This is a genomic window from Nocardia sp. NRRL S-836, assembly GCF_001279525.1.
In the GTDB taxonomy this organism is placed as follows: domain Bacteria; phylum Actinomycetota; class Actinomycetes; order Mycobacteriales; family Pseudonocardiaceae; genus Lentzea.
This window is the reverse complement of the sequence record NZ_LGDY01000177.1, coordinates 114,652-126,903: the sequence shown is the minus strand read 5'-3', so window position 1 is coordinate 126,903 and position 12,252 is coordinate 114,652. Positions and strand designations below refer to the sequence as shown.

The 12,252-nt window shown below is 70.2% G+C and carries 11 protein-coding genes and 1 pseudogene; 7 read left to right on the top strand and 5 right to left on the bottom strand.

What is annotated here, in order from left to right; translation table 11 throughout:
* Positions 1-6 precede the first annotated feature (6 nt).
* On the bottom strand, positions 7-987 hold the full coding sequence (locus ADL03_RS44345) for an NAD-dependent epimerase/dehydratase family protein (protein WP_053739726.1): 981 nt from the start codon (positions 985-987) through the stop codon (positions 7-9).
* Positions 988-1,123: 136 nt separating this feature from the next.
* Here ADL03_RS44345 and ADL03_RS44340 point away from each other — a divergent pair, with 136 nt between their 5' ends.
* The 4 genes from ADL03_RS44340 to purL all read left to right on the top strand — a co-directional run bounded on the left by ADL03_RS44340 (position 1,124) and on the right by purL (position 4,572).
* Complete coding sequence (locus ADL03_RS44340; protein WP_053739664.1) at positions 1,124-1,309, top strand: hypothetical protein; 186 nt, start codon at positions 1,124-1,126, stop codon at positions 1,307-1,309.
* 97 nt (positions 1,310-1,406) lie between these two features.
* On the top strand, positions 1,407-1,646 hold the full coding sequence (gene purS / locus ADL03_RS44335) for a phosphoribosylformylglycinamidine synthase subunit PurS (protein ID WP_053739663.1): 240 nt from the start codon (positions 1,407-1,409) through the stop codon (positions 1,644-1,646).
* Positions 1,643-2,314, top strand: a complete 672-nt coding sequence (gene purQ, locus ADL03_RS44330) for a phosphoribosylformylglycinamidine synthase subunit PurQ (protein ID WP_053739662.1) — start codon at positions 1,643-1,645, stop codon at positions 2,312-2,314. The genes purS and purQ overlap by 4 nt, the downstream gene beginning before the upstream one ends.
* Positions 2,311-4,572: a phosphoribosylformylglycinamidine synthase subunit PurL gene (gene purL, locus ADL03_RS44325; RefSeq protein ID WP_053739661.1), complete on the top strand. Its 2,262-nt coding sequence runs from the start codon at positions 2,311-2,313 to the stop codon at positions 4,570-4,572. Before purQ ends, purL begins: the two co-directional genes overlap by 4 nt.
* A gap of 75 nt (positions 4,573-4,647) precedes the next feature.
* On the opposite strand, the gene ADL03_RS44320 is transcribed toward purL, so the two are convergent.
* Both ADL03_RS44320 and ADL03_RS44315 read right to left on the bottom strand, forming a co-directional pair.
* Positions 4,648-5,436 carry a lysozyme gene (locus tag ADL03_RS44320; RefSeq protein WP_053739660.1) on the bottom strand — a complete coding sequence of 263 codons (789 nt, stop codon included), beginning with the start codon at positions 5,434-5,436 and terminating at the stop codon, positions 4,648-4,650.
* Between the two features lie 42 nt (positions 5,437-5,478).
* A complete protein-coding gene (locus tag ADL03_RS44315) occupies positions 5,479-6,318 on the bottom strand; it encodes an aldo/keto reductase (RefSeq protein ID WP_053739725.1) in 840 nt (279 codons plus the stop codon).
* A gap of 78 nt (positions 6,319-6,396) precedes the next feature.
* On the opposite strand from ADL03_RS44315, the gene ADL03_RS46420 reads away from it, so the two are divergent.
* A complete protein-coding gene (locus ADL03_RS46420; protein ID WP_082374090.1) occupies positions 6,397-7,290 on the top strand; it encodes a LysR family transcriptional regulator in 894 nt (297 codons plus the stop codon).
* A gap of 150 nt (positions 7,291-7,440) precedes the next feature.
* Here the strand turns inward: ADL03_RS46420 and ADL03_RS51000 are convergent.
* Positions 7,441-7,887: pseudogene (locus tag ADL03_RS51000) on the bottom strand (hypothetical protein); the annotation flags it as partial.
* A gap of 262 nt (positions 7,888-8,149) precedes the next feature.
* The gene (locus ADL03_RS44300) at positions 8,150-9,106 is read right to left on the bottom strand and encodes a pentapeptide repeat-containing protein (protein WP_082374089.1); all 957 of its coding nucleotides are present in this window, start codon (positions 9,104-9,106) and stop codon (positions 8,150-8,152) included.
* An 89-nt stretch (positions 9,107-9,195) separates the two neighbouring features.
* On the opposite strand from ADL03_RS44300, the gene ADL03_RS44295 reads away from it, so the two are divergent.
* Together ADL03_RS44295 and ADL03_RS44290 are read left to right on the top strand one after the other, a co-directional pair.
* Positions 9,196-10,008, top strand: a complete 813-nt coding sequence (locus ADL03_RS44295) for an SAM-dependent methyltransferase (RefSeq protein ID WP_053739657.1) — start codon at positions 9,196-9,198, stop codon at positions 10,006-10,008.
* Between the two features lie 60 nt (positions 10,009-10,068).
* The gene (locus ADL03_RS44290; protein ID WP_197289187.1) at positions 10,069-12,234 is read left to right on the top strand and encodes a bifunctional diguanylate cyclase/phosphodiesterase; all 2,166 of its coding nucleotides are present in this window, start codon (positions 10,069-10,071) and stop codon (positions 12,232-12,234) included.
* The last annotated feature ends 18 nt before the right edge of the window (positions 12,235-12,252 follow it).

Sequence of the window (12,252 nt, the reverse complement as noted above, 5' to 3'; positions counted from 1 at the left end):
TGGTGATCAGCTCACCGCGGTGAGGATCTCCGCCTCCTCGTCGGGCGTCAGCCCCGCCTTGCGAGGCCGGTCCAGCCCGAGGCCGCGCTCGTACTCCAGCGAGTCGAGCGCGGTCTCGGCCAACGGCCGCGGGCGCAGCCCGTTCGCCAACGCCGCACTCACGTCCCGGCCGGTCATCCTGGCCCACTCCCGCGGCAGCCACAGCGGGATCGACCGCGGCCCCGACCAGGCGTTGACCTGCAGCTCCTCCAGCACCTCCTCCGGCACGGAGACCAGCTGCGTGCCGGGCGGCGCCGTGGCACCCGCGATCTCGCCGATCGCCATCTGGAACGGCATCACCGGCCCGGTCGAGTCGAACGTGCCGGTCACCCGCTCCTCGGCCGCGAACACGATCCACCGCGCCAGGTCCCGCACGTCGATGTGCTGGAACCCCAGCTCAGGGCTGTCGGGAACGACCACCCGGCCACCCCTGGACAGCCGCGCCGGCCAGTACCCGAACCGGTCGCTCGGGTCGTCGGGCCCGGTGATGAGCCCGGCCCTGACGATGAACTCCCTGCCCCGCATCGCCTCGCGCACCGCGTTCTCGCTCGCGACCTTGACGCTGCCGTACCGCTCGGACGTGAACTCCTCCGCCGGGTCGTCCTCCAGCGGCGGCAACAGCACGTCGCTGCCCGTCGAGTGGTCCGCGTAGACCGAGATGCTGGACACGAACGTCCAGTGCGGCGTCGTCGCCCCGAACGCCTCCAGCGCGTCCCGCACCCAGTTCACCGAGTACTTCGACACGTCCACCACCGCGTCGAACCGCTCACCGGCGAGCTGGTCGAACGCACCGGGCTCGTTCCTGTCGATCGGCACCAGGCGCGCGCCCTCCGGCACCGCACCGGAGGCGCCGCGGGCCCCGCAGACGACGTCGTGGCCCCGCCGGACCGCCTCCGCCGTGACGGCCTTGCTGAGGAACACGGTTCCGCCGAGCACCAGGATCTTCATGATCTCCAGCATCCGTCGGATGTCCCGGTTCTGCCAGCTGTCTCCGCTGTGAGCGAAACGTGCTCGATCGGCTGGAGTTCGTCCAGGGTCGTTCGGGACCGGATGAGACCGCTTCGACGCCCAGACGATCCGCACGGTGCTGGGACCCGTCGCGTGGTCGTCGAACCTCGTCCACGAGCACTGCCGGAGCACCAACGAGGAGCTGCTGTGGATCGCGGACGTCGTGGCGTGGTGCTACGGGTCCGGAGACGAATGGCGGGAGCGGGTGCTGCTCGTCATCCAAAGCCGATTCCGCCGTTCACTCGAACGTGAAATTCGGTGAAGATGTGCCGCCGAACACCTGTCGAGTTGATGAACACCCAGGTCAGGTAGGCTCTCGGGGTACCGCCAGCCCCCTCGAATCCCGGGAGCAGTCTGTCGTGGCCCGAGTCGTCGTCGACGTCATGCCGAAGCCCGAAATTCTCGACCCGCAAGGCCAGGCGGTGGCGAACGCGCTGCCGCGCCTCGGCTTTGACGGCATCACCGCTGTCCGCCAGGGCAAGCACTTCGAGCTGGAGGTCGCCGACGACGTCGACGACGCCACGCTCGCCAAGATCGCTGAGACCTTCCTCGCCAACCCCGTGATCGAGGACTGGACCGTGCGCAGGGTCGACGCATGAGGGTCGGTGTCATCACCTTCCCCGGCACCCTCGACGACGTCGACGCTCAGCGGGCCGTCAGGTACGCCGAGGGGGAAGCCGTGCCGCTGTGGCACGGCGACCACGACCTGAAGGGCGTTGACGCGGTCATCGTTCCCGGCGGGTTCTCGTACGGCGACTACCTGCGGTGCGGCGCCATCGCGCGGTTCGCCCCGGTCATGCAGGAAGTGGTCGAGGCCGCGAACAAGGGGATGCCCGTGCTGGGCATCTGCAACGGCTTCCAGATCCTCGCCGAGGCGCACCTGCTGCCGGGTGCGCTGGTCCGCAACCACAAGCTGCACTTCGTGTGCCGCGACCAGTGGCTGAAGGTCGAGAACAACTCGACCGCGTGGACCACCCGCTACGACGAAGGCGCCGAGATCCTCGTGCCGCTCAAGTCCGGTGAGGGCGGCTACCAGGCCGACGCGAACACCCTCGACGAGCTCGAAGGTGAGGGTCGCGTCGTGTTCCGCTACGTCGGCGAGAACCCGAACGGCAGCCGCAACAACATCGCGGGCATCACGAACGCCAGGGGCAACGTCGTCGGCCTCATGCCGCACCCGGAGCACGCGATCGACGCGCTCACGGGTCCGACGGACGACGGCCTGGGCATGTTCCTGTCCCTGCTCGACGCGGTGGTGAAGGCATGACCGTCGACACCGTCAAGAACGCGGAGAGCACGCCCGACCAGGAGCAGCCCTACAAGGAGCTGGGCCTGAAGGACGACGAGTACGCGCGCATCAAGGAGATCCTCGGCCGCCGTCCCACGGACGCCGAGCTCGCGATGTACTCGGTCATGTGGAGCGAGCACTGCTCCTACAAGTCGTCCAAGGTGCACCTGAAGTACTTCGGTGAGACCACCACCGACGAGATGAAGTCGAAGATGCTCGCGGGCATCGGCGAGAACGCGGGCGTCGTCGACATCGGCGACGGCTGGGCGGTCACGTTCAAGGCCGAGAGCCACAACCACCCGTCCTACGTCGAGCCCTACCAGGGTGCGGCGACGGGGGTCGGCGGCATCGTGCGCGACATCCTCGCGATGGGTGCGCGGCCGCTCGCGGTCATGGACCCGCTGCGGTTCGGCAAGCCGGACGCGGCGGACACCCGGCGCGTGCTGCCCGGCATCGTCGCGGGCGTCGGCGGCTACGGCAACTGCCTGGGCCTGCCGAACATCGGCGGCGAGGTCGTGTTCGACGAGTCCTACCAGGGCAACCCGCTGGTCAACGCGCTGTGCGTCGGTGCGATGAAGGTCGAGGACCTGCACCTGGCGCACGCGTCCGGTGCCGGCAACAAGGTCATCCTCTACGGCGCGCGCACCGGCCTCGACGGCATCGGTGGCGTCAGCGTGCTGGCGAGCGAGACGTTCGACGACTCCGCCGGCAAGCGCAAGAAGCTGCCGAGCGTGCAGGTCGGCGACCCGTTCACCGAGAAGGTGCTGATCGAGTGCTCGCTGGAGCTCTTCGAGAAGGGCATCGTCGTCGGCATCCAGGACCTCGGCGGCGCGGGCCTGTCCTGCGCCACGAGCGAGCTGGCGTCCGCGGGTGACGGTGGCATGCACGTGTGGCTCGACCGCGTTCCGCTGCGGGCCACGGGCATGACGCCGGCGGAGATCCTGTCCAGCGAGTCCCAGGAACGCATGTGCGCCGTCGTCGAGCCGCACAACGTCGACGCGTTCATGGAGGTCTGCCGCAAGTGGGACGTCATCGCCACCGAGATCGGTGAGGTGACCGAAGGCGACCGCCTGGTGATCACGTACCACGACGAGGTCGTCGTGGACGTGCCGCCGCGGACCGTCGCCCACGAGGGCCCGGTCTACAACCGGCCCATCCAGCGCCCGGCCGACCAGGACGAGCTGCAGGCGAACACGCCCGACGCCCTCGCGAAGCCCGCGAAGGACGAGCTGCTGGAGCTCATCAAGTCCCAGGCGGCCAGCCCCAACCTGGCCTCCAAGCGGTGGGTCACCCAGCAGTACGACCGGTACGTGCGCGGTGGCACGGTCCTGGCGCAGCCCAGCGACGGCGGCATGATCCGCATCGGCGAGGACACGCACCGCGGTGTGGCGCTCTCGACCGACTGCAACGGCCGCTACACCAAGCTCGACCCGTACGCGGGTGCGCAGCTGGCGCTCGCCGAGGCGTACCGCAACGTCGCCGCCACCGGTGCCACGCCGGTCGCGGTCACCAACTGCCTCAACTTCGGCTCGCCGGAGGACCCCGGTGTCATGTGGCAGTTCGAGCAGGCCGTGAAGGGCCTTGCGGACGGCTGCGTGGAGCTGGGCATCCCGGTGACCGGCGGCAACGTCAGCTTCTACAACCAGACCGGTTCCACGGCGATCCTGCCGACGCCGGTCGTGGGCGTGCTGGGCGTGATCGACGACGTGCGGCGCCGCATCCCCACCGGGATCGGGGCCGAGGCCGGCGAGACGCTGCTGCTGCTCGGTGAGACGCGGGCGGAGTTCGGCGGGTCGGAGTGGGCGCACGTCGTCCACGGCCACCTCGGCGGCCTGCCGCCGAAGGTCGACCTGCAGCGCGAGAAGCTGCTCGGCGAGGTGCTGGTCGCGGGCTCGCGGGACGGCATGGTCTCCGCCGCGCACGACCTGTCCGAGGGCGGTCTGGCGCAGGCGCTGGTCGAGACGTGCCTGATCGGTGAGACGGGTGCGCGGGTCTTCCTCGACGGCGACCTGTTCACCGAGCTCTTCAGCGAGTCGGCCGGCCGTGTGCTCGTGGCCGTTCCCCGCACCGAGGAGCAGCGCTTCACCGACATGTGCACCGCGCGCGCTCTGCCGTGGCGCAAGGTCGGCGTCGTGGACCCGAAGTCGAACGCCCTGGAGATCCAGGACCTCGGCTCGCTGCCGCTCGACGAGCTGCGCGAGTCCTGGGAGGGCACCCTCCCGGCTCTGTTCGACTGATTTTCGTGTCACGCGGGGGCCCCGCGTTCCCTTCCGGGGAACGCGGGGCTTCCGCGTTCCGGTGCGGCGGCGGGGTCAGCTTGCGGCGATGCGCTGGAGTTGGTCGAACTTGCCGTTGAACAGGTTCTGGTCGCCGGGGAAGAGGCCCGCCGCCTGCCACTGCCAGATGGTGTGGAAGGTGAAACCGGCCGGCAACGGGCCGAGCTGGTCGCCGTAGTGCGCGATCCACAGCGGGTGGTCGCGGCCGAAGTCGTACGAGCCGCCGACGCACTTGTTCCACCAGGTCGTGGACGTGTAGATGACCGGATGGCGTTTCGTCCGCGCGTGGACCGCGCCGCTGAACCCCCGCACCCACTCCGTCAACGCGGCCTGCGACATGCCGTAGCAGGTGTCGCCGTACGGGTTGTACTCGATGTCGAGCGCGGGCGGCAGCGTCCTGCCGTCCGGCGACCAGACGCCGCCGTTGTCGACGAAGTAGTTCGCCTGGGTGGCGCCGTCGGAGCGGTCGGGCAGCGCGAAGTGGTAGGCGCCGCGGAGCATGCCGATGCCGAACGAGCCGCCGTACTGCTGTTCGAACTTCGGGTTCTTGTAGCCGGTGCCCTCGGTCGCCTTCACGTAGGCGAACCGGGCTCCCTTGGCCCACGAGGCGGGCCAGTCGACGTCGCCCTGGTGGCTGCTGACGTCCATGCCGGGCACCTTGCCGTCGGCCGGTGGTGCCGCGGCCGTCCGGGTGCCCGTGCCCTCGTACCTCATGATCTGAGAACCCGCGAAGTGGTCCGCGGAGCCCTCTGGCAAGGGCGCCGCGGACGCGGGGGCCGGGGTCATCCCGGCGACGATCGCCGCAATGCTGATCAAGGTCCGCATGGACTAGATCGTGCGACCATTCGCCCTAGTCGGCCACCTGGCTCACCCGTCCAGGCGGGTCAGCTCCTCCGCGGTCAACTCCAGATGGGTGGCCGCCGCCGAATCCGTGATGCTCGCGGGCCGGGATGCACCCGGAATGGGGATGACGACCTCGGACTTGGCCAGCATCCACGCCAGGCACGCCTGGTGCGGGCTGACCCCGTGCGCGTCGCCGACCTCCTTGAACGGTCCGCTCAGCGCACCCGCCTTGCTGATGCCGCCGAACGGGCTCCACGGCAGGAACGCGATGCCGAGCTTGTCGCACAGCTCCAGCTCCGGCTCGCTCGACCGGAACGACGGCGAGAACTGGTTCTGCACCGCCGCCAGCCGCCCGCCGAGGACCTCGTTGGCCTGCACGATCTCGTCCGGGTTGAAGTTGGACACGCCCGCGTACCGGATCTTGCCGCTGTCCAGCAGCTCCTTCAGCGCCCCGACGGACTCGGTGATCGGCGTCCGCGGGTCGGGCCGGTGGAACTGGTACAGGAAGATCTGGTCGACACCGAGCCGCCGCAACGACCCGTCGACCGCCTTGCGCAGGTACTCGGGACGGCCGTCGAGCGCCCAGCCGCCACCCTCGACCCGCGTGTGGCCGCCCTTCGTCGCGACGAACACCTCCTCGGACCGGCCGCGCAACGCCTCGGCGATCAGCTCCTCGTTGTGGCCGAAGTCGCTGTCGTCGAGCGAGTAGGCGTCGGCGGTGTCGATGAACGTGACGCCCGCGTCGAGCGCGGCGTGGATGGTCTCGATGGCCTGGGCGCGGTCGGGCCGGCCCTGGATCGACATGGGCATCCCGCCCAGTCCGACGGCGCTGACCTCGACTTCTCCGATTCGACGCTTCTGCATGCCCTCCACTCTGCTCCACCTCGATTAAGCTGTCCAACGCAGAGAAGTGATTTCATTGAGCACCGCAGGTGATGAATCGTGGAACTCAGGCAACTGGAGCATTTCATCGCGGTCGCCGAGGAGTCCCACTTCACGAGGGCCGCGCGCCGCATGCACATCGCCCAGTCGGGGCTCTCCGCCTCGATCCGGGCGCTGGAGGTCGAGCTCGGCGCGCCGCTGTTCCTGCGCACCACCCGCCAGGTCGAGCTGACCCAGGCCGGTCGCGCGCTGCTGCCGGAGGCCCGGCGGGCGCTGGCCACCGTCGAGGCAGCACGGGATGCGGTGGCGGCGGTGCAGGGGTTGTTACGCGGCACGTTGTCCGTCGGCAGCCTCCAGTGCCTGCACGTGGTGCACCTGCCGGCGGTGCTGTCGCGGTTCCACGAGCTGCACCCCGGCGTCGAGATCCGGATGCGCCAGTCCGGCAACGCCGAGCTGGTCGAGGAGGTGCGTGCCGGCCGGCTCGACCTCGCGTTCGTGACGCGTCAGCCAAGGCTGGCCGACGACCTGCGGGTGTCCACTCTGGCCAGTGAGCCGCTCGTGCTGGCGTGCGCGCCGGGGAGTCCCTTCGCGGGCCGGGAGAGCGTCGCGCTGGACGAGCTGGAGGAGCAGCCGTTCGTCGACTTCAACGCCGACTGGGGCACGCGCGACGAGGTCGACCGCACGCTGGCCGCGGCCGGGGTCGACCGGCACGTCGCCGTGGAGGTCAACGACGTGCACTCACTTCTCGACTTCGTCGGGTTCGGTCTCGGGGTTGCGCTCGTCCCGCAGTCCTTCGCGGTCAAGCCCACCAGGGCGCACTTCGTCGGCCTTCGCGGGGACGTGCCCGTTGCCGAGACGGTCGTCGTGACCGGCCACACCGTCAGCGCCGCCGCGCACGTCCTGCTCGACATGGTCGTCGAGGCGCGGGCGGGGCGTCTGCGTGCCGCCGGTTAGCGCCCAGCCCTCGTGCGGCGTGCGCAAAGCGGTGCCGGGCAACAGCCGCAGCGAGCCCACCTGCTCCGGCGGCGGCGGGTCGACCAGCGCCAGGAACGTGCCGACGGTCGTGGCGCGGAAGTCCGCCTTGCGGTCGAACGTGCACTCGGTGAACGCGAGCCCGCCCTCGAACCTCGCCTCCGGCAGGGAGAGCCGGCCGTGGAAGTGCGAACCGGAGAACAGCGCCCGGCTGCGCACGTGCAGCTCGCGGAACTCCGTGATGCCGTAGAACTGCGCGCGCCGGCAGACGAACCGGTGCACGCGCCGGCCGTCGAGCTGGAAGTACTCCAGCGCCGCACCGGTCAGGTCGAGGTCGTAGAACTCCTTCTTCTTGTCGCCCCACGACAGCAGGTCGCGGATCAGCCGTTGCGCCGTGCGGCGGACCTGCTGCTCGCGCTGGTCCTCCGGCGGCACGGTGACGAACACCGTGTCCGGGTCGGCGCCGTCGTGCTCCCACGACGGGTGCGTGAAGGGTCGGCGCAGGTACGCGCACAGCACGTCGAGGACGGTCTGCTTGTAGCGCGGCGTGGAGGTCGCGAGCCACACCAGCGAGTGCATCGCGCCCACGCGCACCTGGTCGGCCTCGGCGCCGAGCAGCTCGACCGAGCGCGCGAACCGCTCGTCCGCGACCTTGTCACTCTCCAGCCAGTGCTTGCGGTCGTTGAGCCACAACGCGTACAGCGCGACGACCGCGCCACCCGCGACACCGGCGGTCTTCACGATCTCCACCGCGGGCGCCTTGACCCACCACAGCGCGAACGCCGTGCCGGTGGTGACGAGCGCGGCCGCGACGACGGCGAGCAGCCATCTCCACCTCACGTCAGTTCCTCCACGCTTCCGGCAGGTCGGGCTTCCGGGTGAACGTACAGCCGTCGGCCTTCACGTCGGCCCACCGCGACCCGGTGAACTTGGTCTCCCCCAGGAACTTCGAGTCGGTGAACACCGCCAGCGAGGTCGAGGTGAAGCGGCTGAACCACGCCTTGCCGCGCACCTCGGTGTGGTGCATGTAGAACCGGCCGTCCGCCTCGACCTCGGTCAGGTACACGTCACCGTGGATCACCATGTGGTGGAACGCGTTGGCCTCCCTGAGGTGCGCGACCCGCATGACCAGGTCGCCGACGTGCCGGTACGACAGGTCCATGTACTCCAGGTGCGCCTTGGTGAGGTTGAGGTCGTACAGCACCGGGTCCTTCTCCTCGTACCGCGGCAGCAGGTCCTCGATCAGCCGCTGCGAGGTCAGCCGGACCTCCAGCTCGATCTCCTCCTGGTCGGCGTCGAAGTCCTCCGGGTCGTCGAGGCGCTTGAACGGCCGGCGCAGGTACGCGCAGAGGATGTCGAGCACCGTCTGGGTGTACTCGGAGCGCGACTTCGCGAGGCCCGCGAGCGCGTGCATGGCGCCCACGCGGACCTGGGCCGTCTCGTGGCCCAGCAGCTCCACGGCGCGCGCAAACCGCTCGTCGGCCACGCGGGACCGGTCGTGGTCGGCGCGGCCGCGTTCGAGCTCCTGGCGGGCCTCCTCGACCTTGCGGCGCCGGTCGTTGAGCCACAGCGCGTACAGCGCCACGATCGCGCCGCCGGCGAGACCACCCGTCTTGACCGCCTCGTTCTTCGGCGCGCCGGGGTCGACGACCAGCAGGCCACCGCCGACCAGCAGGAACGCGCCGAGCGAGGCGAGAACGGTCGACAGCAGCAGGTTCTTCTGCCGGTGGTGCTTGCGCGCGAGCAGCACCAGTGCGGCAACCACGACCACCGCGCCGACGACCCAGAGGAACTTCACAAGGTGGGCATTGTGCCAACGTCGTGGTGTGTAACGCTGGCACATTGGCACATGATGTGTGCGGGGCAGGGCAAAAACGGAGGTGGCGGGTGGAGCGGCCGAACTGGGCGCCGGGAGACATCGACCTGGAACGGCCGAGCGTCGCGCGGGTGTACGACTACTGGCTGGGCGGCGCGCACAACTTCGCGGCAGACCGAGCGGTCGGTCAGCAGGCGCTGGAGATCATGCCCGAGCTGCGCGACGTCATCCTCAACCACCGCTCGTTCCTGCGCCGCGTCGTGCGCCACCTGCTCGGCATGGGCGTCCGGCAGTTCCTCGACCTGGGCTCCGGCATCCCGACCGTGGGCAACGTGCACGAGATCGCCCAGTCGGCCGACCCGGCGGCGAAGATCGCCTACGTCGACGTGGACCCGGTCGCGGTCGCCCACAGCCGGTCGCTGCTCAGCGGCAACGAGCGGGTGAGCGTGCTGCAGGCCGACGTGCGCGACCCGGCCGCCGTGCTGACCGCACCGGAGGTCACCGGCCTGCTCGACTTCGACGAGCCGGTCGCGGTGCTGATGATCGCGCTGCTGCACTTCGTCTCCGACGAGGAGGACCCGGTCGGCATCATCGCCGGTTACCGCGACCGGCTCGCTCCCGGCAGCTTCGTCGCCATCTCCCACGCCGGGTACGAGGCGGACGAGGAGACCGGCTCGTACCGGGCCGCGCGCAGCGTGTACGACCGCGGCGTCACCCCGATGACGTACCGCAACGGCGCCGAGTTCACCCGCCTGTTCGAGGGCCTCGAGCTGGTGGAGCCGGGCGTGGTGCGGCTGCCCGCCTGGCACCCGGAGTCGCCGGACGACCTCGGTGAGCCCGGAAGGCCCTTTCCGGCGTTCGGTGCCGTAGGCCGGAAGGCGTAAAGATGACTGCGCACCGCAACCGGCCGTATGCTGCGCGTTCGTGGCATTAGGGCCGAGAAGATGACCGAACGGGTTGACCACCGGGTGCGTGCCGACCGCTCTCCTCTGGACCCGGCCGTGCTGGCCGGTGCCGCGTCGTTCGCGCGCAGCTGGGCCACGGCCGTCATCGGCTCCAGCTACGTCCCGATGACACGTGCGGAGGTCGCCCAGCACCTCCAGGACCTCACCGAGCTGCTCGTCGAGGCGCTCTACGCGAGCCCGTTCCGCACCGCGCCCGGCTACGAGATCGGCTCCCGGCTGGTCGACGCGCACTTCACCGGCACCGACACCCTCGGCCGCACGATCCAGCTGCTCGGCGACGACCTGCTGGCCGAGCTGGGCGCGACCGGTGACGCACGGCTGCTGTCCCGGCTGGCGGCCCTGCAGGGCGCGTTGTCCGCCGGGTACGCCCGCGCGCTGCGGGAACGCACGCTCGCCGAGCAGGAGGCGATCAGGGCCGCCGTGCTCGACGCCCGCGACCAGGCGGAGGCGGCGCTGCGGGCCTCGGAGGCCCGGTTCCGCGCGATGTTCACCGAGGCCGCGATCGGCATCGGCATCGCCGCCATCGACGGCCGGATACTGGACGTCAACCAGGCTCTCCAGGACATGCTCGGGTTCAGCGTCGAGGAGATGCGCCAGTACAACGTGCGCGACCTCATGCACCCCGAGGACGCGGGCAGCGTGTGGCGGCTCTACGACCAGCTCATCGCGGGCGAGTGCGACCACTACCGGGCCGAGAAGCGCTTCCACCGCGCCGACGGCGAGCAGGTGTGGACGCACCTGACGCTGTCGCTGGTCCGCGACGACCACGGCGAGCCGCAGTACCAGGTGGCGATGATCGAGGACGTCACCGACCGGCACCTGCTGCAGAACCGGCTGCGCTACCAGGCGTTGCACGACCCGCTGACCGGCCTGCCGAACCGGGCGCTGTTCCTGGAACGCCTCGGCCGGGTGTTCAACAACCGCGGCAAGCACCTGCGGGCCGGCCTCTGCTACCTCGACCTGGACGGCTTCAAGGTCATCAACGACTCGCTGGGCCACGACACCGGCGACCAGCTGCTGGTCGAGGTCGGGCGCAGGCTCGACCACTCGGTGTCCGGCGAGGGCAAGCTGGTCGCGCGGATGGGCGGCGACGAGTTCGTGATCCTGGTCGAGGGCTCGTCCGGTGAGCAGGACATCGTCGACGTGGCCGACCGGGTGCTGACCGAGCTGGAGGCGCCCATCCGCATCGGCGGCCACGAGCTGTCGGTGTCGGCGTCCATCGGCATCGTCGAACGGCAGCTGTCCGGCACGACGGCCGCCGACCTGATGCGCGACGCGGACATCACGCTGTACTGGGCGAAGGCCGACGGCAAGGCGCGCTGGGCGTTGTACGACCCGGAGCGCAACGCCCGCGAGGTCGCCCGCTTCACGTTGTCCGCCACGATGCCGCGGGCGCTGGAACGCGACGAGTTCTACGTCGAGTACCAGCCGCTGGTCCGGCTGGAGGACTCCACGGTCGTCGGCGTCGAGGCACTGGTGCGCTGGCAGCACCCGGAGTTCGGCCGGCTCGCGCCGGACCGGTTCATCGAGCTGGCCGAGGAGACCGGCCTCATCGTCCCGTTAGGACGGTGGGTGCTGCGCAAGGCGTGCGAGGAGGCCCGGCGCTGGCTGGTGGAGTTCGGTGACGCGGCGCCGTTCGTGTCGGTGAACCTGGCGGTGCGCCAGTCGCGCGACCCCGAGCTGGTGCGGGACGTGAAGCGCATCCTCGACGAGTGCGCGCTGCCACCGCACCACCTGCAGCTGGAGCTGACCGAGTCGGCGATCATGGGCACCGCCGACGAGCCGCTGGAGGCGTTGCGGGCGTTGTGCGACATGGGTGTGCGCATCGCGATCGACGACTTCGGCACCGGTTACTCCAACCTGGCGTACCTCAAGCACCTGCCCGTGCACGAGCTGAAGATCGCCGGCTCGTTCATGGAGGGCCTGCGCGCCGAGAACGAGGAAGACCCGGTGGACGCGCAGATCGTGGCGACGCTGGTGCAACTGGCGCACGCGCTGTCGTTGGGCGTCACCGCCGAAGGTGTCGAAACGCCTGCTCAGGCCGCACGGCTGCTGCGGCTGGGCTGCGACACCGGCCAGGGCTGGTTCTTCGCCCGCCCCGGTCCGCCCGAGGACATCGACAGCCTGCTGCGTGGTGATCTCTAGAGCGGGGAACTCCGAGTG